Below are 25,509 nucleotides of genomic sequence, written 5' to 3' on the forward strand. Positions count from 1 at the left end.
TCACCTTTAAGTGAATCAATTCATTGTCCTAATGTTCCTTGATATCCACCTTCAACTGCTAAATCATACGCTGATTTACCATCAGCACCTTTTAAGGATTTTAGTCAATCATATATTGAACCCTTAAAACCCTTGTCTATAGCCAAATCATAAGCTGACTTACCGTTAATTCCATCTTTACCTGTAGTACAACTGATAGCACTGACACTAGCTGATGCAGTCAGTGTCATTGCTCCCAAAATTGTTAATAACTTTTTCATAATCTCTCACTTTCTTTTTTACTTTTTACTATTACAATCAAAATGATACAAAAATATTATCTTGCGAACAAAAAAAAAAAAAAAAAAGGTGGAAACCCAAAATTCGGGTTTCCACCTTTTTTTAAAAACACTCAATCACCAACGCTTTTTACTTTTTAAAATGTTTTAAATACATTTTTCCTTCTTCACTAGGAATTCTTCCAGATCATGCATTATGCTCAACTTTACCAAGTTCTTCATTAATTTTAAAGATTCTTGCGTCTAAGTTATCAAAGGTTGATAAAATTACCGCTTCGATAATATTTGGTTCTGTTGGAGAACCATATTCTTTCTTACCATGACTTGCTAAGATCATATGTTGTAATAATGTTAAATCAGGATTTTGATTTCCTAATTCATCTTTTGCAAGGTCCAGTTCTTCAGCTAATTTATATAGTTCAGCATTTCCAATGCTAATATGTCCTAATAATTTTCCTTCTAAACTATAGTCACTTGCAGTTTGATCATTCAATTCAATAATTTTTCCTATGTCATGAAGAATAGCTCCACAAATCAATAAGTCTCAATCAATATCAGCATATAAGTAATTTTCTTTAATTGCCAAACAATTTTTAACTAGGGTATAACTATGTCAAAATAAACCCCCAGTAACATTATGATGGATTGACATTGCTGCGGGATAAACTAAAAACTCTTTTTCATATTTTTTGATTAATCCGATTGTCAAAGCTTTAAACGTTGGATTTGAAACTTGTTCTAATAGTTCCATTAGGTTAGCATATTGTTTTTCAATATTAACTGGCGCTACTACAAAAAAATCAGCATTTTTAAAACCTTTTTGTGTGACTTTTTCTTCATCTCAAATTTCGTAATCATTAATTTTTAACTGCAAAATTCCTCGAAACTCGTTAGGAACAATGTCTCTAAAATAAATATAAGTATTTGGTTTAATAATCTCACGATCTTGGTCAGTTACAATTCACTTACGGGCTTCAACTCTACCAGTTGAATCCGCTAAATGAACAATCATATAATTACTTCCATTGCTTCCAGTTGAAATAATTACTCGTTCAACTCTTGCTAAAAGCTCAACTGAATTTAATTCAGCTGAAATATCTTTAAGTTTTAACATTTCTTGCACTTCCTTTAAATATAATTTTACATTTAAATTAACAATAAAAAAATAAACCTTTTGGTTTATTATAAATTAAATTTAAATACTAGTGATATTTTAACAAAAGAGTTTCGATTTTTAAGAGTTTTTAGTACTTCAGAAAGTTACTATTGGGATACCCTTTATTAGCTTTTAATATCTATTAAGAGTATGTTGTTTGGCTTAAAAAAAAACTGTATTTTGAGAAAGTTCACAAAATACAGATTCATTATATATTTTTTTATTCTTTTATTATTGCAGTCCTCCACAGCCGCAACCACAGCTTGCTATACAACCGTATGATTTTTCATCACACGCACTACAACTTGAGTCTTCACAATGATCGCATATATTGTAATAATCACTCATCTTTTTTTCCTTTCTTATTTTTCAATAGACAAGTTTATCGAACGTATCGAATAAACATCGCTAATTTAAGTGTTTACTGAGGCATAATCTTTTAAAAACTAAATTCACATCATGTTTAATTTGTTACCTCCTTTTTTATTTTATTTTGTATGTGTTTGTTTTTGATTCGCAGTGTAACTATTTTAAGCGTTTCTATTTTTATTTTTATTGTGCTGCAAACTATCAGCTATTTTTTAGTATAATCCAAATTATTTTTCTTAGTAGAATCTGCCTTTGATCTTATATAGCTGGCTTGGTTTTTAGAACCAGTCACTTTTTCAAGTCCTAATTTACTCAAGTCAGCTTTACTTGTTCTCATTGCTTGACTTCGTGTCAAAGTTTCGCCATCTTTATTTTTTCAAATTAGGTCTGTCCCTGTTGAAGTTTCTTTTTCAACTTTGAACATTTTTTTATTTGCATTAATTTTGTTCATAGTAATAGATTTTCTCCTTTCCATCTGCTAATTGCTTTAAACATTCGTGGCTTGCACTTAATCACTAAAAACAATATTTTATTACATGCGTAACTAACACTCAGCAGCAAGCGAGATAAGATACTTATAAAATTTATTCATGAAAACATAAAGTAAAAAATATAATAAATTATCTAATATAATTATAACATTAAATAACACTTATAGTGTTCATTGGCAATAATTATAAAAATATACATCTTAGTGCTGGGTTTCTGTTTTTAATAGCGGCATTGCCAAAAAATTACTAAAATTGTTATTTATAATCTGCTTAATAAAAAAGTGGTTCATAGAACCACTTCTTCATATTTGTATCTTAGTAGATACAATTAATAATAATTGCTCATCTAGGATTGCTCTTTGCCTTAATGAATTAGGCTACTACTATTATTAAGAATACCAATACCAAGATAAATGTATATTTATTCATGACCCTCCGTAGATATATTGAAGAGTCACTCATGCTAAAATATTTATGTATTATTTTTCTCATGAAAGCCTCCCTTATTTTTTAATCTAAAGGCAGACGCTTTCCGTTTTAAATAAAAATGTATTGGTATTAAGTAAAACGTAAAGCATTGACTTTATGTTTTGCACCTAGAATACAGTGTGAAGTATTTCTACTCCACATAAAAATTATAGCATAATGAAGTGTTCAAAAAAATTCAAAAAAAATTCAAAAAAAGTTCAAAAAAAGTAAAACTAGTGTTATTATAATTATGTATTGGTATAAGTAAAACGTAAGGTATTGACTATCAAACCTTTATGAATTTTAAAGACATTCTGTCAAAAGAATGTCTTATTTTTATTTAAAAAAATTCCTAAATAATTTGGAAAAATTTTTGAACAATATAAGTTTTATTTTATCTAAAAGTTTATCTTTTAAATTGTTTGCAAAAGAAAAAACTTTCTTATACGATTATTTTCCTACAAGTTTCAACTCTATTTTTTTATTCATGAAATGATTACTTCTAAATCACCAGTAACCTCAATTGGTTCTAGCTCGCCCAGTGAGATCGCAGATTCTCCAGCCGTAAACTTTTGATTATTGATAGTTCCTTGTCCCCTAATTATTGTGAATTGCAATCATCCGGTTGATTCATCAACAATAAACTGTTTTTCAGCTTTAGCTTTTAAAAGATAAATTGAAAATACAGATGATGAAAAAACTTTTTTTTCAGCATTTTTAATAACTAAGTCTGAAGTGTCTGGAACACTTGTGCAATTAATTGAATCAATTAAATCTAATCTTCGTGGTTGCTTTTGTTCATCTAAGCGATCATAGTCATATAAGCGATAAGTAATATCACTTGAGCGTTGTAACTCATAGACTGTTACTCCGGGAGTAATTGCATGTACTTTACCAGTATCAACAAATAAAAAATCTCCCGGTTTGATAGGTTGTTCTTTTAGTAGTTGCTGTCAATTCCCATTAGCAATCAATGCCTCTAATTCCGCTTTTGATTGGGCGTTATGACCATAAATAAGTTTGGCATTTTCTGGACAATCTAAAATATATCAGCTTTCAGGTTTTCCTAACTGATGATGTTTAGCCATTGCATATTCATCATTAGGATGCACTTGAACTGATAAATAATCAGCTGCTGTGATAATTTTGGCTAGTAAAGGATATTCTCCTTGATAATTGCCAAATAAATTTCGATTATTTTCAAAAACCGTTTTTAAAGGTTGATCTTTAAATGTTCCTGCTGTTAAATAACTCATTCCATTATTATGAGCAGAAATAACTCAAGCTTCACCAATTTTTTTATTTTCCGGAATTGGAAATCCCAGTTCTTTCAACTTTGAAGAACCTCAAATTTTTTCTGAATAATATGGTTTTAACTTAACAATTTGCATATTTTTCACCCTTTGTCTATATTAGTTCACTGGCTTTATTATATCTCTTATTTGCTCAAGATAAGCTGTCAAATCTTTAACTGACTGATTATATGAATACAATTCACTATGATCATTACCACTACGATCAACAATTCCCATATTTGCCTTCATTGGATTAAATTTCTTAAGTTTCTCATTTGTTACATAGTTGGTTAATGCCCCAATAACGGTCGTATTTGGCATTTTTGGAAGTTTCTTGTTATTTAACACACTTAAGACTCCCAAAGCCGCTACAACCCCTAATGCTGTTGATTCAACATATCCTTCAACTCCCGTGATTTGACCAGCAAAGAAAACGTTTTTCTTACGCATTACTTGTAGCCTATGATTTAAGATTTTTGGAGAATTAATATAATAGTTTTTATGCATAACTCCAAAGCGAACAATTTCCAAGTTTGCCATTCCCGGAAGAGTTTTCAAAATGCGCTTTTGCTCTGGTCATTTTAAATTAGTTTGAAATCCTACAAAGTTATATAACGTATCAATTGCATTATCTTGACGAAGTTGAACAACAGCATACGGCACTTCTCCATTTGGCATTGCTAAGTTATTAGGTGACATTGGTCCATTTAATAGCACCTTTTTACCTTGTTTAGCCATTTGTTCAATTGGTTGACAACCACGAAAGAAAACTTCTTTTTCAAAGTCTTTTGGTTTAACAACCTCTCCAGTTATTAATAACTGATGAAAGTCATTAAATTGCTCTTCATTTAAAGGAATGCAAATATACTCGCCATCACCTGTTTTGTGACGTGAATTTAAATAAACCTGGGAAAAGTCAATTGAAGCTTTTTCTACAATTGGAGCTGAAGCATCCATAAAGTAAAGTTTTTGATTACCAATTAAACGTTGAATTTCTGCTTTTAAATTATCAGTAGTTAATGGTCCCGAAGCAATAATTGTAAGTTCATTTTCATCGTCAATTGTTAAAACATCTTCAGAAATTAATTCAATGTTTGGTTCAGCTGCGATTGCTTGAGTAATGTATTGTGAAAATCCTAAACGATCAACTGCTAAAGCATCATCACCCGGAATTTGATTAGCATATGCCGCCTTGATTATTAACGAATCAAATGCTTCTAATTCGGATTTCAGAATTCCGACTGCATTAGTTTTTGAACGACTGCGTAAAGTATTTGAGCATACTAGCTCAGCTAACTGATCAGTTTTTTGAACGGGATTGGGATTAAGAAATTTTGACTCATATAATTTAACCTTGACTCCGCGCTTAGCCAGTTGATAAGCAGCTTCAGTTCCTGCAAGTCCGGCTCCAACAATTTTAACAATTTTTTCCATAATTACCTCTTTTGATTATTGTATATAAAAAAGCACCTAAAGTGCCTTTAAAAATTCTAAATTTATTCTAATTAATTATCTGCTAAAAATGTTTTCATTTCATTAATTTTCTCAACTGAAACTGGTGAGGTTCATGAGCTTTTTTCTCTAACTGCAGTTCCAACATGAACTTCATTAGCAACCTCAACAACTTTTTCAATATTTGTAAGGTTAACTCCACCACCTACTAAAACAGTAACCTTATTATAATCTTTTAACTCTTTCAAAATTTCTAGATTTTTATTAAGGTCATCTCCAGCTGATGTCAAGACAGTTTCAATTCCTAATTCTTGTAAAATATCTAACGATTTTTTAAAGTCTTTTAGGTTATCAAATGCCTTATGGAAAGTAATTGTTTTATTACCGCGCTTAGCAGTAATTTGTTTCATTCGTTCAACATTAATTTCACCTTCAGGAGTAATAATTCCTACAACCACTCCGGCAACTTTTGTTGTTACGATAAATTCTAGATCTTGCAGCATTGTTTGAAATTCTTCTTCAGTATAAAAGAAGTCTCTTGCTGTTGGGCGTAACATAATATTCACTGGTAATTTCGAAATGTTTCCGGCAATTTCAATGTCAGTATATGATGGAGTTAATCCTCCTACCTCCAAATTCTTGCAAAACTCAATTCTATCTGCTGATGATTGATTAATAATTTCGATATCTTCAATACTCGCAGCTATCACTTCTAATTTCATATTTCTGTCCCCTTTCATAGTATATTATAGATATTTTTGTAACTCTTCAACTTTATCTAGTTTTTCTCAACTAAAATCAGCCTTACCAAAATGTCCATAAGTTGATGTTTTTAAGAAAACAGGCTTTCTTAAATCTAATTCTTTGATTAAGTTATAAACTGAAAAATCAAAGTTTTCTTCAAGTGCCTTCAAAATTACTGCTTTGGCAACTTTTTCAGTTCCAAATGTTTCAACAAAAATTGAAACAGGTTCAGCAACTCCAATTGCATAACTTACTTGAATTTCTAATTTATCTGCTAATCCTGCAGCAACTAAATTTTTTGCTGCATAACGTGCCATATACGCGGCTGAACGATCAACTTTTGTTGAATCTTTTCCAGAAAATGCTCCTCCACCATGTCGAGCATAACCTCCATAAGTATCAACAATAATTTTACGTCCAGTTAACCCAGTATCGCCTTGAGGTCCTCCAATAACAAATCTTCCTGTTGGGTTAATTAAAACCTTAAAATCTGTATTCAATCCAAATTCTAATGCTACTTTATCCATGATATTTGTTTTAATGTAAGCTTTAAATTCTTTTTCATTAAAATCAGCATCATGTTGGATTGACATTAATATTGTATCAATTTTAGGATTTTCTAAATCAGTATAGTCTATTGTTACTTGTGATTTCATATCAGGTCGAGCTCATTTAAAAGTTTTTTGCTTACGCAACTTTGAAGCTGTATAAACTAACTCATGAGCAATTGTAATTGCCAATGGTAAAAAAGTTTTTGACTCATTTGTTGCATATCCAAACATAATTCCTTGATCTCCAGCACCAATTAATTGTTCTGTTTGATCAATTCCTAAAGCAATATCATGTGATTGCTCTTCGATTCTTAGCTCAATTTTACATGTTTCTGCATTGATTCCATAATCATCATTGTTGTAACCAATTTTTCGTAAAATATCACGAGCAATAGTTTCATAATCGACAACTGCAGTTGTTGATATTTGCCCCCCAATTAATAAGTAATTAGTCGTTGCAAAAGTCTCACATGCCACTTTTGCATTTGGATCTTGTTTTAAAACTTCATCTAAAATTGCATCTGATATTTGATCGCAAATTTTATCAGGGTGTCCCTCAGACACACTTTCACTTGTAAATAAATTTCTCATATTTCTATATTTTTCCTTTTACGTTAATGCGTATTTTCATACTTTATTATTATACCTTAACCTAAAATAACTAACTATATAAATAAGTTTAATTAGCTGATTATCTTAGCATTAAGGTTTAGAAAAAAAATAAAAGTTAGCTAACTAACTTTTAGTATTTGATTCTTGTAATTGTAACCGCTTTGTTAGTGGTCTGATCAATATTTATAACAACCCCAGTTAAACTACTTGGCCCTTTAGCAGGCTCAAAACGCGTTGGCAAACCTGTTTTTTCTTTTCAAATAACTGGTTCAGGTTCTGCTCCAATAATTGAATTAATTGGCCCTGTCATTCCTAAATCAGTAATATATGCTGTCCCTTTAGGAAGAATTCGTTCATCAGCAGTTTGAACATGAGTATGAGTTCCTACAAAAGCTGTAATAATTCCATCATAATTTCAAGCAAATGCCAGTTTTTCAGCACTTGCTTCAGCATGAAAATCAACTAACAAAATATCATATTCTAAGTTTAATTCTAAGAACTGATCCATCACTTCATAAGTGCTATTAGCCTTATCCATAAATGTTGTCCCCATCAAATTTAAAACACAAATTTTTTTGTTATTTTTTTCAACAATAACATATCCATTTCCTGGAGTATAGGCACTCATATTAAGTGGTTTTAATAAATCCGGAGTTTCATCAATATATTCTAAAACTTGTTTGTGTTTAAAAATATGATTTCCACTTGTAATCACATCAACTCCTAAATTTTTATAAAAGTGATAATGCTCTTTTAATAACGATTTTCCATGAGAAGTATTTTCCCCATTTACGACCACAAAATTGATTTTGTGGTCAGCAACAATTTTAGCAATGTTTGATTCAAAACAATCTCTTCCAGCTCTGGCGTAAATATCACCTATCATTAGTATATTCATTCTAAAATTTTCTCCAATTTCTCAATAATTTGTTTAACTTCTTCATTATTAGATTGCTTAGCAGATTTAACAATTTCTTGAATGATATCAGCTTGTTGCTGCAATTTTAGTTTCTCTTCAAACTCATACAAAAGTTTTGTTGTTTTAGTGATTGAATCATGGACAGCTGCTCGAGAAACATTTAATTCTGAAGCAATTTCTTGGAGCGACAAATCTTCTTCATTATACAATTCAAAATACTCGACTTGTTTTGGCGTTAGTAAATTTTTATACAAACGAAATAACATTGATACTTCGACTTTATTGTTTAGTCCATTTGTCATTATATCCCTCTATTCTTCGGTTTCTTCCATAAATCCAGCGACTAATCCATAGATATATTGTTCCAAATCAAACTCAATAATATCATCTACTTGCTCTCCAATTCCCATTAATTTAACAGGAATGTTTAATTGATCTTTAATTGCTAACGCAATTCCACCTTTGCTGGTTCCATCCATTTTAGTTAAAACAATTCCACTAACTTTAGTAACTTCTCCAAATTGTTGAGCTTGAATAACTCCATTTTGACCAGTAGTTGCATCGATAACTAATAATAACTCGTGTGGTGCTGACTTGTCAAAACGATGAACGATTTGGTGCATTTTTTCAAGTTCTTTCATTAAATTAACTTTGTTTTGTAGACGTCCCGCTGTATCAATTAATAATAAGTCATATTCACCTGCTTGAGCTTGCTCAATTGCATCAAAAATTACACTCGCAGGATCTTGATGAGCTTTTTTTCCTTTAATTAAGTCAACTTTATTATCTAAACGAGTTTTAACTCACTCTTCTAATTGTTCAACTGCTCCTGCTCTGAAGGTATCTCCCGCAGCAATCAATACTTTGTAACCTTGCTCCGCGTAAAAATTGGCAATTTTTGACAATGATGTAGTTTTCCCAGTTCCATTAACTCCAACCACCATAAAAATATTCAAACGTCCTTCAACAAAATTTAAATGATAAGGTTTTTTATCTTTATCTAAGTATGCCTCATAAAGTTCTTCAATTAGTAACTCTTTAATCTCATTAAAATCAGTGGTCTTTTTAACACGTTTTTGCATTGCTTTAGAAATTTGTAAAACCATTTTCATTCCCATGTCAGTTTTAATAAGCACTTCTTCTAATTCTTCAAAAAATTCGTCATCAGCTTCTTTATACTTCTTTGATAATTTTTTAATATCTTTTGAAAAATCCAATGCTGATTTTAGCATAGCTTTTTCAGCTTTCTCTTTTTTAGCTGCCTCTTTTTGTTTGCGTTTTAAATCCTTTTGAGCTTTTTTAATAGCTTTTTTGCTTGGTTCAAACGTTGGCTCATTAAACTGAGTTTCTTCAAATTCGGCAGGTTTATCACTAGAATGCTCAACTTGTAAAACCAGTTCTGATGATTCATCTTCTAAATGATATGTTGGCACAGTATCTAATATAATTGAGTCATATGTGGGGGTTACTTCAATAACTACTTCTTGAGGCTCTTTTGAATTAGGTTTTGGAGGGCAAACAACAATTTTTGGTGGTGTCCCAAATTCTGGGGTTGGCGGTTCGCATTCTTCCATCAATGGTGGTTCTTTAATTAATGCTTCAGGTTCTAAATTATGCTTATGCTCAAATTCAGCAATTAATTGCTGTTCTTGTGCTTCTGTTGTTTCGTTAACATTATTCTCTTTTTTCGAAACTTTTTCTTTTAGTTTTGATCAAAATCCCATAAAATACCCTCTTTTACTACTTTTTATATTATACCAAATCTATTACTGATTAAAGACAGACAATTTTGGCAAATAAAAAGAACTTTAATAAGCTAGAAAGTTGATTAATATAAATAACTATTTTTTTTAAACCAAAATGTTGCAAAGCCATAAAGCTTAAAAAAACAAAAAGGAAAGAAAAACTTTCTTTCCTAAATTCTTTAGTTAATTAAGACCAAAAGATAATTTAAATTGCTAGAATATCATTTATTATTTCTCTTTAACAATTAAAGTCCCACTTTGAGTAATTTTTTTTGAATCATTAATTAGTACAAGATATTTTTCATATTTAACAATATTCATTCTTGGCAAATAAACTTTAATTTGTGTTGGATTATCTAAAGAAGCCGTAATCGTAATTTCGTTTACAAAAACAATGATGTTGTTTTCCTTGTAACCTACACTTGCTAAATAGTTTTGATGATTTTCTTTTTCTTGATCGGTTAGTTTTGAAAACTCTGTTGTCGATTTATATGAGTTTTTGTTGTCATCGTCAAAGATAATCCCTTTTTCCTTAAACTCTTGTTCATATGATTTTAGCTCACTAACGATGACTTTTTTAATTTCACTAGTGTTATATGCCGCTCCTTCTGCAACTGGATCAACAGGATTTTCTTTTAATGCTTTTTGAACAATGGCATTAAAAGCTTTTGCCATAATATGAACTTCATTTGAAGACTTAGTAGGAGTTTCAGTACATGCTACTACTGTGACTCCAGTAGCAACACTTAAACTAACTGCTCCTAATACTGTTAATAGTTTTTTCATGCTATTGTCCTCCTTTGGCTACTTCTTTGAGTTTCTCATTGTTTTTAATTACATTGACTTTTCTTTCAACAGCATCAGCTACGTGTTGAACATCTGTTCCAATAATAATTTGTAACCCCTTGTCTCCAATTCTGACAACTCCACTACATCCTGCTTTTCGGTAGTCACTAACAGCACCAACTTTATTATTTCTTACATTTAAACGTAAACGAGTTGAACAATTTCCAATTGCTAGAATATTTTCTTCTCCTACAATTGCAATAATATTATCAGCAATAACCTCATATTTGTCTTCACCTTTAATCTCTTTTAAAACAACTGTTGATGTTTGCGCTGGGTATTCAGGTTCACGACCTGGTGTTTGCAAATCGAATTTTTTAATTGTGAAGTAGAATGAGAAGTAGTATGTTGGAAACATAATTGCTGCTAATACTAATAATCATAGTGGGTTAGACATCACTCCATATACACCACCATTTACAACTCCTTCTCAATTACTCATTCCTCATCCATTAGCAAAGGAAATAATGTAATCGATTAATCCTCCACTAAATCCAAATCCTACGTGAATATGCATTGCAATGGCAATTGAAGCAAATATTGCTGTAAAGACTGCATTAAATACTCATAAGATTGGGGCTACAAATGTAAATGTGAAAAAGATTGGTTCATCAATTCCTGTTAATAAAGCTACAACCCCGATTCCTAAGAAAAAGGTAATTAAGTCTTTACGTTTTCCTTTATCGGCAGCCATAATCATTGCTAATGATGCACCTGTTAATCCCCCTCAATATAGTGGGAAGAATCCTGTTTGGAAATTACCTGAGATTAGTCCTTTTTGGAAGGCATTAATATCTCCCATAACAGCATATCTGGCATTTCCCATAGATAAGATAGTTCCATTGGAATCTGCTAATAAATTGTCTTTATATTGGAAATATTGATTAAATAGCTCCATATTTTTTACTTGATCATCTCCAAATACAACTGCTGTTGCTCAATCGCTTGTAATATTATTCAGGATTGAAACTGCATCAGGTGTAAAGACACCATTTACATAAATATCTTTTAATGACCCAAAGATGTCCTCTCCTAAAATCACTTTTCCATCAACAGAAGTAACAAGGTTACCCTCAATTGGTAATTGGAATCATAAAAAAGTGTTTAAAATGTGATGTACTCCAAATGGTTGAGCAAATCTATTGATCAACGCATATAAGAATGAACCTGGAACTGCTCAAGCATCACTAAGTGATAACAGCTGTCCAAATTTCACTAAGGCAAATTGAATTCAAGGTCAAATAATTGCAAATGCGAAGGCAATTGGTAAAGAAATTACCATAATTACCATTGGAACAAATCTTCTTCCACCAAAAAATGATAACGCTGAAGGAATTTTAATTTCTGAATATTTGTTATACATTTTTGCTGCAAATACTCCAGAAACAATTCCCCCTAAAACTCCAATATTTAAAATATATTTTCCGCCGACTACTTCTAATGTTTTATTTCCATCGCCAAGAATGTCTATTTGAGCGAATGATGGAACATAAAATAGTTGAGACAATCCTGATTTAGGATTTTGAATTCAGTTTCCGTCAGCGTCCTGAACTCAAATCACTAGTTGATTAACTTGTTTATAAAATAAATCAGTTAGTCCCCCTTCCATTAAAAATACTGTTAACGCAATATATAATACTGCTCCTACTAAGGCAACTTCTCCACGTTGATCTTTTGATAAACCGAATGCTGTTCCAATTGCGAATAATAGGGCAATATTATCAAAAACTAATTTACCTGGTGTTTGTAAAATATAGCCAACTCATCAACCAGCATTTTTTACTCCATCAACTACTGGATTTAAATCCATCGCTAATGTACCGAATCGGTTTAAAAGGGCAGCAAATGGAAGCACCGCTATTGGAAATAATAACGATTTACCCAAATTCTGCAAACCAACCATCGCTCTTTTCATACTATTTTTAAAGCCAGATCCAGATAAAGTAGAAAAATTCGACTGCTCAGCTTTTTTTGTCTTTTTAGTCAAATGTCATTGCATAAAAAATCCTTTCCTTTATATAAATTTTTATTGCTTATACTGCAAGCATTGATACACAGAATATAAAAATCACAATTGCCGTAAATAATGTAAATACTGCTACTCAAGTTGAGAAATTCTTAACGATGATTTTACTTAAATGAGTATCTTTAGTTTTAAAAGTATCTAAGTGTTTATTTTTGTATCGCAAAATGAAATATCATATAGATAAAGTGAAGAAAATAAATGATATGCCAATTCCCACTATATATAAAATATCGTTGGTTTCCATAATGTATCTTTACTCCTTTTGTTATTTGTTATATTTATATGTTTTTACGCCTTGAACAACTCTATTTACTAAGCCAGATGGCCACGGATTATCAGGAGTTAATCCTAACTGTAACGATTTGTAAAAAGCATACAATTGGGCAAATATAATGTAGTTCAATCCTAATAATGGTTCTTCATCAAACTCAAAATTTATGTAATCATCACATTTAGTATTAATGTTGGCATCATTTTTATAATCTAGAACGACTAGTCTATCAATTTGCTGTTGGGTATTCAATTCTTCTAACAAATCAATATCATATTGTCTGGAATAGTCATTATTACTCATTAGCATAATCACAATGCTTTCGTCATTTAGAATTGATTTGGGACCATGTCTAAATCCAACAGGCGAATTATAAAATGTTGCTACTTTGCCCGCAGTTAACTCTAAGATTTTCAAATGTGATTCTTGACTATAACCTTTTAAACTTCCAGAGCCTAAAAAAATTATTCTCTTATGATTCATTTCAGCAATTTTTTTGATTTGTGGGTAAAGAGTCGTAATATTTTTATCAACACTGTCAGCAATTTTTTCTACTTGAATAGCATTTTGAATCAAGTTATTAATATCTAAAATTAAATAACAAGCAACTATCATTCCTGTAAAACTAGAAGTCATCGCAAATGCTTTATCATTTGCTTCTTCTGGTAATAAAAATAGTAAGTCTGTTTTGCTATTTTTAATTTTGTATCTAAGCGCTCCCTCGGGATTACAAATAATGACAATATTTTTGACGTTCTTACCTAAAGAATTCACCAATTCATAAGCTATGACTGATTCTGGTGAATTTCCTGATCTTGCAAATGAGACCAAGACAATATCATCATCAGGATTAAAATATTCCAATGGGTTAGTTGTAATATCAGTCGTGGCAATTGACGCAATATTGTAGCCTTGTTTAATAAAATAATTAAATATTGAGTTGCCAACAAATTCACTAGTTCCTGCTCCCGTCAAAATGATCTTGGTTTTTTTATTTATATTTTTTGAAATAAACTTTTTTATTTCCGCCTCTTTATTTTTGACAAGTTCTGTCACTTTCCTTCAAACACTAGGTTGCTGTCAAATTTCATTTAGTGTGTTAAATGAATTATTTTCTTCTAATCAAGTTTTTTCAAAGTTTAATAACATCTTTAATTTCTCCTTTATATTTTTCCTCCTGCTTTTTTATTTTAAAAGGAAACTTCTTTTAAAAAATGTTTATTAAAACCATACATACTAAAGTAATTCTTTTTTACCAAAGTAAACATAAAACAAAAAATGTAGCCAATTCTAGCTACATTGTTATTGATTATTGATTTTTAAAAACCTTGATTTTTTCAATTGCAACTTTCTTAACAGCCTCTATTGCAAAACTACCAAATTGTCTGGCATCAAACTTTTGGGGATTTTTAACAAATCAAGTTTTTAAAGCCTCTGCATAAGCAATTTTTAAATCAGTTCCAATATTGATTTTAGTGATTCCTAAACTAATTGCTTTTTGTAAATCCTCATGAGGAACTCCTGATGAGCCATGCAGCACAATTGGAGTAGATAGTTTATTGACAATTTCTTCAATCAAATCATATTGCAATTTGGGTTTTGATTTGAAAACTCCATGTGCTGTTCCAGCTGCAATAGCTAGTGCATCGATACCTGTTAATTTATTAAATTCAATAGCTTCGTTGACATCAGTGAAACTAGTTTCTTTAGAATCTCTATCATCTTCTTTTCCGCCAACATGCCCAATTTCTGATTCAACATATACTCCACGAGCATGGGCATAGTCAACAATTTCGTTTGTTAGTTTAACGTTTTCTTTAAATGATTTTGTTGATGCATCTAACATGACTGAACTAAAACCATTGTCGCAGGCTCTTTTAATTAACTCAATATCAAAACCATGATCTCAATGAAAAATCAAAGGCACTTGCGATTGTTCAACAGCTATCTTTCCAATTGCGTAAACATACTCTAATCCAATATATTTTGCAGCTGATTCGGTAACCATTAAAATTACAGGAAAGTTTTCTGCTTCTGCTGCTGCAATAATTCCTTTAGCCATTTCTAAATTATCAAAATTAAACGCTGGAATTGCATACTTGCCGGCCTTTGCCTTTAAAAGTTCTTCTTTAAAGTTTGCTTTCATTTTCTGTCCTCTTTTCTCAACTTGATTATAGTTTTCGAAAATAGGACTTTATTGTATTGAAAAGCTTATATTTACTAGAGTAAAACTACTTTACCAAAGTAAACTGTTTTTCAATTTGCACAAACAAGAAATCAAAAAAATTTGCTACATATTGTGCTCTTAATGAGTAATTATCTCATAACTCATTTTCAATTTCGGGAATGCTTAAATAATCTGTTGTTTGTTTAATTAACTTACCATCATTTCCTGAAATGGCAAAGCTATATTGTTCACTACCCAATCAATTAGAAATTTGTAGCATATGAGGATTTAATCCCGACAATGAAATAATGATAGTGACACTATTTTTAGGCATTTGCGTAATGTAACTTTCAATTAAATTAATATCGTTTTCTAGAATAATGTTTTTCTTTAGTCATCTGACTTTTTGCAAAAAGTTTTTAGAAGCATAATATGCTAGATTAGCACAAAATATATAAACAACATCAGCATTAATTATTTTTTCTACAAGCGTTTGAATTTTATCATTAGCCTGATCATAATTTTCTAACAATAAATCCAAATACTTTTTATTTAAATTAGTATATTTCAATCTAAATTTATCAATCTCTTTAAACTCTTTAACTACAGTTAGTTCTTTGTTAAAACTTTCCTTAGCATCAATATTATTTTTAATAATAAATTTTAATTCAGAATATCCTGATAAGCCAATCTTATAACAAAATTTTAAAATTGACGGTTTTGATGTGTAGCATAATTTTGCAAACTGTTCTAAACTCATATTGGCAATTTCATTTGTATGTTTTAAAATGGCGTCATAAATTGCATAATTGATTGTTCCAAAATCATTGTTGGCAATTTCTTTCATTTTTAACATAAAATCTTCGTTTTTCATTTTTATCTCCTTTAGCTTTTAAAAACAGTGCAACCTTCAACAATCGTTCTTTTAACTTTCAAGTCTTTATCTAAAATAACAATATCGGCAAGCTTATTTTTAGCTAAACTGCCCGTCTCAGCAAAAATATTTAATTGTTTAGCAATATTTATTGAAGTCATTTTAATTAATTCTGTCATTGGAATATTTGCAATTTCTTTAAAAGTTCTAACATTATGATCATATGTTGCACCTGCTCCTGCAAGTGAACCATTTGAAATTAATCTAACTTCAATACCTTTTTTAATTACATCCAAATTCCCAATTTTATATTCACCATCTTTTAACCCTTTGGCATTCATTGAATCTGTAATGATGCAAATGCCATCCGCTGTTTTTACTTTATAAATTAATTTCAGTATTTCAGGCTTTAAGTGTATGCCATCAGAAATTACTTCGGCAATTACATCATCATTAATTAAAGTCGCTGTCGCAAGTCCCGGTCTATGTTGATCAACACCGCTCATCCCATTAAATAAATGCGTTACATGCTTTGCGCCTAAAAGTCGATCTTTTTCAAACTCTGCAGCTATTAAATCGGTATGTCCTACTGATGGAAGAATATTATTTTTAACTAAATAAGTCGTGTAATCCCCATTTTGTAAATCCGCAGCATAGGTAACTATTTTTATATTTCCTCCACATAAATCATTTCACTTTTTGGTAAGTTCAATATTTGGTAGCATTAAAAATTTAGCATCATGTGCCCCTTTTCTTTCTGGAGATATGAATGGACCTTCCATATGAGCCCCCAAACATTTAGCACCGACATGATTACCGTTCTTCATAAACTTACCAAACTCAGCGTAGTATTTAAGATTATCTTCTAACGAATTTGTGACTGAAGCTTGAATATATTTAGTAATCCCCTCTTGAGCAACACTTTGAGCAAAAGTTTCAAAACGGTGTTCATTTCCCGTTTCAAAATCCACACCATAACCACCATGAACGTGACAGTCAATAAACCCTGGTAAGACTCAATTCCCTTCAGCATCGATAATTTCTTCGTCAATAACATCAATCCTAGAATTTGTAATATCAACTATTTTATTATCTTTAATTAAAATTGTTCCGTTTTCAATTATGGCATTTTCTAATACAAGTTTCCCATTTTTAATAATCATGTTCGTCTCCTTACGAATTTATTATAACAATTCATATTTTTATTTTTATTACAGCTTATTGGGCCAAAGTATTTGAATTTCCTAACAACGGAGCAAAATGACTATGGAAGCAATACATAAACTGCTCTTTAATAACTCTAAATATTGCTAAGACATAACTTTCTCAACTTTTAAAGGCTTTTAAAAACTTATGAATTTAATCCTGACAATGTAATTCTATCATTATGAGAGTAAATCTTTTCTCTAACCGATATTATCTTTCATATTGCTAAAACTTATATTAAACAAGCACATGCATTTATGCTTAATCTTAGTGATTAATTAGCGTTATTGAAAAGGGACTTTGATTTTTACTACTAATAGATATCGTTTGAAATCAAAAAAAACACCAGCTTCCTGGTGTCATGATTTTTATAGTTATATCAATAAACTTCTTAAAAGAAAGTTTCTCTTGAGCGTTCTTTCATTTCAGCTGAAGTAATGAACGGAATTCTTGTTGTGTATCCTTTTTTAGCTGCAACAATTTTATATGAAGGTCAAGTATTAACTTTTTCATTTCAAGTTGTTACTAAATCATTATAGTTAGTTCTAGCTGCAGTAATTTCTCTTTGTAAATAACTATTTTGTTGCATTGCATTCATAATAGTATCTTGAGATTTTAATTGAGGGTAATTTTCAAAAGCTAAGTTAATGTTTCTTTGGTTAACATCTAGTTGTTTTGAAAGTTCATTTCTTTCAGCATCAGAATGATTTCCTGAACGTTGTTTAGCAATTTCAATAAATGTTGACTTATCCAAATCAACTGAGCGATTAACTAGGTTAACCACGTCACTTAAAATAATTACTTTTTGCTCCATAATTGAATCAATTTCTGAAGCTGCTCCATTGATACGTTGTTGCAATTGGCTTAAATAGTTTCTTGCCTTAACTTTTTTCATTAAGAAAATTAATCCCGGAATTATAAATAATACTCATAAAACAATCTCAAATATTAATGATCCTGTTCCAACTTCCATTTTAAGTTGTTTATTAATAACATTAATTTCACGTCCCTCTTGATTAGTAGGACCTGTTAATTCATCTAATTCATTTGCCATATAGTTTCTTCTCCTTTTAAATGTTATCTTGATTATACAATTATTTATTAAGACTTAAATGTCTTATTAAAGTAATCATAAATATTTTCGCTATTATCGTCAGTTTTAATTACTGAAATGCGTTTGTTGTATATTTTAATATCTTCTCGTCTAATGTTATATTGTTCATTTGCTTGCTGTTGATCATTGTCAAGAATTTTAATGTATTCACTACGTTTTAAATCTGGCATTGTTTGAAGAACAATATTTTTAACTGTTGAAACTGGAATATATTCAATTCATGGAACGGGAACATTATGAATGAAACCATCTCTTCCCATCATTGGAATATAGTCAACTCGATTATGAGCTTCATAACCACTAACATATGCTTCAATTTCCTGACCATTCTGGTTTGAGTCAATAACCTGAGTTTTAATAATTACACTCGTGTCACTTGCAATTGCTCGTTTAAGTTCACTGTCATGACCATTTGCTAAAATTTCTAATTCTCAGCTAGACATTTGATCACTAAACTTAAACGCATATTTATCATCAATTGCTAGTTGTTGATACAATGGCACTGCTAATAGTGGTGCCAAAGCAAAGTACACATCTTTAAAATATTGATTATTAAAATCAATAAAGGTTTTTTTAGTATATTCATAATCATAAGAAACATAACGATTTGGATAAATTGCCAAATCTTTTTCCAAGATTGGACTAAATAGATAATTTAAATTTCCCACTTTATTTCAAGAAAAGTGATCTCCATAAGCATGATCAGAATTTTTAATTAAGTTAAGCACTTGTTGTTGGGCTAAAGCAGTAAATAATAATCGGAATTGAATTTCATGATTACGGTCTAGTGCATTAAACATTACTTCAAATTCCTTATTAGCCATAACATTGAAATTTGATCCCTTCAATGATGCTGAAGCCGCAGCCTTATCAATTTTTTTAGCATGTTTTTCAATAAACTTCTGATAACTCTTATTGTCTTCTGAATTAACTTTTTTATTTGGCGTTCTTGAGAAATTTAATTTGGGTGCAGCATCATTGGCAAAAATTAATTGACTTTCAACATTGTAATTTGGGTAAGGTTTAACAACCGAAGCTACCAACGTTTGCGTTCTTAATTGGGAAACCATTTTTCCCTCTGAATTACGAACTCATACTGTGTAAGTAATTACTAATGTTCCCTTATAAGTTTTGCCAATGATTTCTCTTGCCAAAGTTTTTAAAATTAAAAACGGGTTATCTCCAATTGTTCCTGATTGCGCTAAAATTACGCTTGTGTCTGGATCAGCAGCATAATCTTCAACACCACGATTAAGAAATTGTTGTAAGCGGTTAGTTGTCAAATAACCATCAAATGCAATTGAGGGTAAAGTTTTATTAAAAATTTTAGCAGTATCATCATATTCAAACAAAGCATTTAAATTATACATTTGTTTTCAAGCTTCATTTTCAAGTTCTTGTCTTTGACTTTCAAGTTTTTCGCGTTGAAGATTATTGTCGTAAATTCTAGGATTAATTTTCTTTTTAATTATGCTTCAAAATCCTAAAATACTAATCAGTGCTAGCGCACTCCCTGCAATAACTCCCGCAATTAATCCGGGTGCTCAAGTGGTACGATTTACAACTCCCAAGACAATTCCGACAATTCCCCCAATTAGTAGGAGAATATTTAATACTGTTAACAATGTTTTTTGGGTACGTAGTTTAGCAGTCTTACGTTCAATTTGCGAAATGCTTTCAATTAGTTTGTTAATTTTATCAACAGTTTGACGATTAGCTTCGATATCAACTTGGGATATCTTTACCAAGTTATCAAAGTAGTCTTTAGTATTATTGTCTGCTTGTTGTTGATATTGAGATCGGTAAGATTTAACAGGATCTTCGATTTCTTGATATTTACTCATGGCTCACCTATTTCCTTGCTATTATAAATATTTTACTTGATAAGATTTAAAAATTTTACTAAGATTTAAAAACAAAAAAAATTAAACACAAGGTTTAACTTTTTTAAATTTTTATTAGCGACTATTTTTCCAAGATAGCTGTAAAACTCATTTGTTCTTCAATCAATTCTTGAATTTGTGAAGCATCTTCAAATTTTCCGGTTCTTACAAAAGTTACAATTTCTTGAACATTTAAGAGATGATCTCCAGCACGTTCCAAGTTTTTAACTTGCTTCATCGCTTCTCCAATTTCTTCAGCTTCCTCATTAGTTTCAACTTTACGTAAAGTTTTAATTAAATACTTATAAACTTCTTTAAACTCATTGTTTAATGATTGTTCTAATTCATATACAACTCGTGCATTATCAACTGAATAAGCTTCAAAGATTGCTGAAATTGCATCTAGCATATCAATAATAATTTGAAACATTTTAACAATTGAGTTGGTATACTTTTTAGTTGGTTTATATTGAACATAAAACTTGGTAATTTTTTTAGCGTAATCAGCAATTCGCTCAATTTCACGAGAAATTAAAATTCCCCCAACTGCTAATCGTAAATCTTTTGCTACTAATTGTTGTTTAGCAATTTTTCATAACGCTGTTGATGTAAATTCATTTTGCATGTTATCAATAATTTTGTCATGATCTAAAATCATTTCAGCTGAGTTTGGATCTCCACTTTTGATAACTTCAAAAGCTTCGGCATATTGGACTTTAGTTTCTAAAATCATATCTTCAATACTGTCTTTTAACTGCTTCAAATCACGGTCTAATATTTTATTATATGACATATAAACTCCTCCTATCCATATCTTCCTGAAATATAATCTTCGGTTCTTTCATCTTTGGGGTTAGTGAACAAACGCTTAGTTGTTGAATACTCAACTAACTCTCCTTTTAAGAAATAACCTGTCATGTCACTAATTCTTGTTGCTTGTTGCAATGAATGAGTTACCATAACAATAGTATATTCTTTTTTAAGTTCTAATACCAATTCTTCAACCTTTAATGTTGCAATTGGGTCTAATGCTGATGTTGGTTCATCCATTAATAAAATTTTGGGATGCATTGCGATTGCTCGAGCAATACACAAACGTTGTTGTTGCCCACCACTTAATCCTAGTGCTGGTGAACTCAAAATATCTTTAACTTCATCTCAAAGCGCTGCTTTTGTTAGCGAGTCTTCAACAATTTGATCAAGCATTTTTTTGTTACGAACTCCTTGAGTTTTTGGCCCATAAGCAATATTTTCATAAATTGATAATGGGAACGGATTTGCTTTTTGAAAAACCATTCCAACTTCAGTTCTCAACTTTGCAACATCGATTCCTGGTTCATAAATATCTTGATCAAAAACTTTGATTTCACCACTAATCATTGAACCATCAACTAAATCATTCATTCGATTAATTGAACGGAGTAATGTTGACTTTCCGCACCCTGATGGTCCAATAAAAGTTGTAATTGAGTTTTCTTTAATATTCATATTAATATTAAACAATGCTTGTTTTTTTCCTTTATTGTAAAAGAAATTAAAATCCTTAACTTTAATGACATCTTCTCGCTTTGATAAGGCAATTGGACGTTTTTTTTCTGGAGTTGGTACTACTAAAGTTTGATCTAGCATTTCTGTAGCATTATCTTTCATTACGATTTGTCTCCCTTTTTCAATTTTTTATAAGCTTTTCGACGTGTCTTTCACTTACTTCATTTTTGTTTAATCACATTTGGTTTAAGGCGATTACTAAACACTATGTATACAGCTTTAACTTTATTAAACTTGCGTTTAAATGATACTTTGTAATCATAATGCTTAATTGCTGAAATCTGCCCACGTATAATGATTATTAATGGCGTTCTTTTTGCTCCTGTTACTAAAGCTGAAATTCGACCACTAGTAAAATTCAATGTTAGTACTAAAACAATTGTCATTAATGACATTAAATAAGCAATTGCCTCTCCCCGACCTGGTCCAGCTTCAGCTGACAACATATAGATTCCTGTAGTTAAAGTTGCTCCGCTTGATAAGAATCCTTCAGTTGGCATTTGCATTGCGGTTCCTAAAGTTAGATACACTGGTGCTGATTCTCCAATGATTCTTGCCATTGCCAATATTGTTCCGGTAATAATACCTTCCATTGCATTTGGTAAAACAATTTTAAATAATCGCTTAACTTTTGACATTCCTAAAGCTGCTCCAGCTTCACGATATGACGGAGGAACTGATGTTAAAGCATCTTCAAAGTTAGAAATTAGCATCGGTAAAACAACAATTGTCATCGTCAAAGCTGCTGCTAAAATACTAAACGGAATTTTCATTCAAACAATGAATACCGATAGTCCAAAAATCCCAAATACAATCGATGGAGTAGATGCCAATAATCCAATTGAAAATCTTAGAACTTTAACAACTTTAGAACTTGAACGTGAATACTCTGATAAATAAATCGCGGTCCCTAATGCTAAAGGAACTGCAAATACTAACGTTGCAATAATTAGCATAACAGTTGTTAACAAGGCTGCAAAAATTCCTGCTTGGCCGTTAATTGACACAAAGGCATCAGCATAAACTAACCCACTTAGTCCACGAATGGCCACTGTTCCTAAAATTCAAAATGTAAACGAAATCACTAATGCGGTTGAAATTCACATTGCTACCATTAATGATCCAGAATAAAGTTTTTTACACATTTTATTTTCTGACCTGTTGTTAACAATTTCAATTAGCTCATATGAAGAATACTTACGATAATTACGGGCAACTTTTGAAACTCTTCCGGCTGCAACCATTTTTTCTTCTTGTTTTGCACGACGACTACGTTTTCAATTATCAATATTTGAGATTACCAAAATTGATAAGTTAATTATGAAAACTAATATGAATAAGAATAATCCAATTGCATACAATGCAGCTTCATGAAGTTGACCTTTGTTTTCTAGCATTTCCAACCCAATAGTTGCTGCTAGTGTTCTAATTGATGAGAATAAAAATCCACTAATTCCTTCAGTAGTATTAAAACCACCAGTTGAATTACCAGCAATCATCATAATTGCCATGGTTTCTCCAATTACTCGGCTCATTCCCATGATGATTGCCGAAATAATTTTTGCTCAAGCAGATTTTCTAACAATTGAAAAAGTTGTTTTTTCTTTTGATATTCCCAATCCTAAAGACCCAAAACGGTATCCTTCAGGAACAGCTTGAACAGCATTATAACTTAAGCTGACCATTGTTGGAATTGCCATAAAGGCCATGGTTAATCCTGCGACCATTAAATTATCATTTGAAGGTGCTCCCATCAAACGGAAGAGTGCTCCTACATGTTCTCTAGCAAATAATCCAAATACTACTGAAGGAATTCCTGCTAGTAATTTAACAATTGTCATTACAGTTTTTTGATGTTTTTTCGACAAGTATTCTGAAATAAACAATGTTGAAAAAATTGTAATCGGAATTGCAAATACCATTGCTACTAAAAGCAACATGATTGTCATTGCAATAATCGTTCCAATTCCAAAAATATTATTTTCAGGATCTCATTTCCCTTTAAAAATAAAATCTCAAAAACTCGTATTTTCAAATAGCTTTGATGACTTTAAAGCCACAAAAACCACTAATATTAATAAAATAATTGCAACAACTGCGGTGAAAGTGTAGACAAATGTTTGTGTTACTTTACCAGCAAATGGAGTTTTTGTACGAGGGTTTTTGCGCTTTCCTGAAATCGAGAGATTATTATCAGGGAGTTTCGTTGTTTCCGTCATTCTGTCCTCTTTCTATGAAAACGATTTAATTTTTTTCATTCAGTAATACGTTTTCATTTTGTTTAATCGGTTGGGCATTTAATACCTTAATTAAATATTCATGTTCATAAATGTCTTCAACATCTTTTGAATTTGACATTCAGTACATAAAGTTAGTGATTGTTTTTAATTCTAATTCTTGATAAGAACTTTTAAACAAACCAATAAATGGGCGGTATAAAGGATAGTTTTCTCAGTTATTTTGATTAATATCAGCAATGTTATATTCGACACCATCTTTATTAATTATTACCGTTTTTAAATTTGAAAACTTTTTGTAATCACGAGTATTAATTGCATAGTTCATTGATAAGTATCCAAATGATCCTGCCGAATAGTTAATTTGTGAAAAAATTGCCCCATTTGAATTATATGCATGTGACGCCATTCCTGGAGTTACTTGATTATTAGTAATTGTTTGAAATGATGACCGTGTTCCTGAACCTGGAGTAGTTGTATACGGAATAATTCTTTTTGTTGAAACATTTGCTGCTTTAGCTTTTAAAGTTTCATCTTCTCCAGCTAAAATATATGCTAGTTCTTGTCATGTACACAAAGTATTTGGTGATTCATTTTCATAAATTCGCTTCAATATTTCAATTGCCTGTGAATCAAGTTTTGGCAAAGTCTCATCTTGGTGTCCTTCAAGAACTTTCGGTGAAGCAATTGCAAATTCCAGTTTTTGAACAAATGGTTCAAAATTTAAACCTTTGATATTATAGATAAACACAATTGAATCCCTAGCAAAAGTTACGTAATGCATATTTTCCTTATCATTAGATTTACTTTCGCGACTTTCAACTATGTAGTTATAATAGCCATCTTGGGTTTTATCAGTTTGCTGCTCATTTAAGAAGAATTCCAAATTATCATTGATCAAATTGTATTCTTCGAAAGTATTATCAGTTGATGGAACTGCTTTTGAAATAAATCCTGCCTTATAAACTCCATTTTTAACGTTTTTAATTCCTGAACCAGATCCAGTAGAACTATACGAAAACTTTGTCTTATTATTCTTTTTATAATTATTAGTTAGTCGTTGCATTAGCGGGTCAACTGAAGCTGAGCCCCCAATACTAATTGAGTTGCTTGGTGCTACAAATGTCCAGACTCATAATCCAATAATTGCACTTAAAAAAGCGACAATCACTAAAAATATTTTCTTACTCATGTCTGATCTCCTGTAATTTCATACTTGTTTATTATATCAAAAATATAAATTTTATACCCAAAAAA

The 25,509-nt window shown here is 30.8% G+C and carries 22 protein-coding genes; all 22 read right to left on the bottom strand.

What is annotated here, in order from left to right; all coding sequences use genetic code 4:
• A partial coding sequence (locus L872_RS0101075; RefSeq protein ID WP_211227353.1) for a lipoprotein occupies positions 1-260 on the bottom strand: 260 nt, incomplete at its 3' end.
• A 148-nt stretch (positions 261-408) separates the two neighbouring features.
• Positions 409-1,392, bottom strand: a complete 984-nt coding sequence (locus L872_RS0101080) for a 3'-5' exoribonuclease YhaM family protein (RefSeq protein ID WP_027063049.1) — start codon at positions 1,390-1,392, stop codon at positions 409-411.
• 616 nt (positions 1,393-2,008) lie between these two features.
• On the bottom strand, positions 2,009-2,254 hold the full coding sequence (locus L872_RS0101085) for a DUF3892 domain-containing protein (RefSeq protein ID WP_027063050.1): 246 nt from the start codon (positions 2,252-2,254) through the stop codon (positions 2,009-2,011).
• 981 nt (positions 2,255-3,235) lie between these two features.
• Positions 3,236-4,153: a type I phosphomannose isomerase catalytic subunit gene (locus L872_RS0101090; RefSeq protein WP_027063051.1), complete on the bottom strand. Its 918-nt coding sequence runs from the start codon at positions 4,151-4,153 to the stop codon at positions 3,236-3,238.
• A 21-nt stretch (positions 4,154-4,174) separates the two neighbouring features.
• Entirely contained in the window at positions 4,175-5,491 is a 1,317-nt protein-coding gene (gene trmFO / locus L872_RS0101095) for a methylenetetrahydrofolate--tRNA-(uracil(54)-C(5))-methyltransferase (FADH(2)-oxidizing) TrmFO (RefSeq protein WP_027063052.1), read from the bottom strand.
• Between the two features lie 71 nt (positions 5,492-5,562).
• A complete protein-coding gene (locus L872_RS0101100; RefSeq protein ID WP_027063053.1) occupies positions 5,563-6,231 on the bottom strand; it encodes a copper homeostasis protein CutC in 669 nt (222 codons plus the stop codon).
• Between the two features lie 24 nt (positions 6,232-6,255).
• On the bottom strand, positions 6,256-7,395 hold the full coding sequence (gene metK / locus L872_RS0101105; RefSeq protein ID WP_027063054.1) for a methionine adenosyltransferase: 1,140 nt from the start codon (positions 7,393-7,395) through the stop codon (positions 6,256-6,258).
• 151 nt (positions 7,396-7,546) lie between these two features.
• Positions 7,547-8,314 carry a TIGR00282 family metallophosphoesterase gene (locus L872_RS0101110; RefSeq protein WP_027063055.1) on the bottom strand — a complete coding sequence of 256 codons (768 nt, stop codon included), beginning with the start codon at positions 8,312-8,314 and terminating at the stop codon, positions 7,547-7,549.
• Positions 8,302-8,637, bottom strand: coding sequence for a YlxM family DNA-binding protein (gene ylxM / locus L872_RS0101115; protein ID WP_027063056.1), 336 nt, complete (start codon positions 8,635-8,637; stop codon positions 8,302-8,304). The genes L872_RS0101110 and ylxM overlap by 13 nt, the downstream gene beginning before the upstream one ends.
• 9 nt (positions 8,638-8,646) lie before the next feature.
• Positions 8,647-10,059: a signal recognition particle-docking protein FtsY gene (ftsY, locus tag L872_RS0101120; protein ID WP_027063057.1), complete on the bottom strand. Its 1,413-nt coding sequence runs from the start codon at positions 10,057-10,059 to the stop codon at positions 8,647-8,649.
• A gap of 249 nt (positions 10,060-10,308) precedes the next feature.
• The gene (locus tag L872_RS0101125; protein WP_027063058.1) at positions 10,309-10,866 is read right to left on the bottom strand and encodes a lipoprotein; all 558 of its coding nucleotides are present in this window, start codon (positions 10,864-10,866) and stop codon (positions 10,309-10,311) included.
• A gap of 1 nt (position 10,867) precedes the next feature.
• Entirely contained in the window at positions 10,868-12,841 is a 1,974-nt protein-coding gene (locus L872_RS04480) for a PTS transporter subunit EIIC (protein WP_169729889.1), read from the bottom strand.
• A 376-nt stretch (positions 12,842-13,217) separates the two neighbouring features.
• A complete protein-coding gene (locus L872_RS0101135) occupies positions 13,218-14,372 on the bottom strand; it encodes an SIS domain-containing protein (protein WP_051418409.1) in 1,155 nt (384 codons plus the stop codon).
• A gap of 160 nt (positions 14,373-14,532) precedes the next feature.
• On the bottom strand, positions 14,533-15,369 hold the full coding sequence (locus L872_RS0101140; protein WP_027063060.1) for a class II fructose-bisphosphate aldolase: 837 nt from the start codon (positions 15,367-15,369) through the stop codon (positions 14,533-14,535).
• Positions 15,370-15,454: 85 nt separating this feature from the next.
• Positions 15,455-16,264, bottom strand: coding sequence for a MurR/RpiR family transcriptional regulator (locus tag L872_RS0101145; protein WP_027063061.1), 810 nt, complete (start codon positions 16,262-16,264; stop codon positions 15,455-15,457).
• Positions 16,265-16,275: 11 nt separating this feature from the next.
• On the bottom strand, positions 16,276-17,427 hold the full coding sequence (nagA, locus tag L872_RS0101150; protein WP_027063062.1) for an N-acetylglucosamine-6-phosphate deacetylase: 1,152 nt from the start codon (positions 17,425-17,427) through the stop codon (positions 16,276-16,278).
• A 434-nt stretch (positions 17,428-17,861) separates the two neighbouring features.
• Complete coding sequence (locus L872_RS0101155; RefSeq protein WP_027063063.1) at positions 17,862-18,524, bottom strand: LemA family protein; 663 nt, start codon at positions 18,522-18,524, stop codon at positions 17,862-17,864.
• 47 nt (positions 18,525-18,571) lie between these two features.
• Complete coding sequence (locus L872_RS0101160) at positions 18,572-20,428, bottom strand: MAG1210 family protein (RefSeq protein ID WP_027063064.1); 1,857 nt, start codon at positions 20,426-20,428, stop codon at positions 18,572-18,574.
• A 121-nt stretch (positions 20,429-20,549) separates the two neighbouring features.
• Positions 20,550-21,260: a phosphate signaling complex protein PhoU gene (gene phoU, locus L872_RS04485; RefSeq protein ID WP_051418410.1), complete on the bottom strand. Its 711-nt coding sequence runs from the start codon at positions 21,258-21,260 to the stop codon at positions 20,550-20,552.
• 11 nt (positions 21,261-21,271) lie between these two features.
• Positions 21,272-22,096, bottom strand: a complete 825-nt coding sequence (gene pstB / locus L872_RS0101170) for a phosphate ABC transporter ATP-binding protein PstB (RefSeq protein ID WP_027063065.1) — start codon at positions 22,094-22,096, stop codon at positions 21,272-21,274.
• A gap of 20 nt (positions 22,097-22,116) precedes the next feature.
• Positions 22,117-24,234 (bottom strand): phosphate ABC transporter permease PstA, encoded by a 2,118-nt coding sequence (gene pstA / locus L872_RS04490; protein WP_084340169.1) that lies wholly within the window; start codon positions 24,232-24,234, stop codon positions 22,117-22,119.
• 25 nt (positions 24,235-24,259) lie between these two features.
• Entirely contained in the window at positions 24,260-25,444 is a 1,185-nt protein-coding gene (gene ptsS, locus L872_RS04495) for a phosphate ABC transporter substrate-binding protein (RefSeq protein ID WP_051418411.1), read from the bottom strand.
• Between the last annotated feature and the right edge of the window lie 65 nt (positions 25,445-25,509).

This window comes from Mesoplasma seiffertii ATCC 49495 (assembly GCF_000518725.1).
In the GTDB taxonomy this organism is placed as follows: domain Bacteria; phylum Bacillota_I; class Bacilli_A; order Mycoplasmatales; family Mycoplasmataceae; genus Tullyiplasma; species Tullyiplasma seiffertii.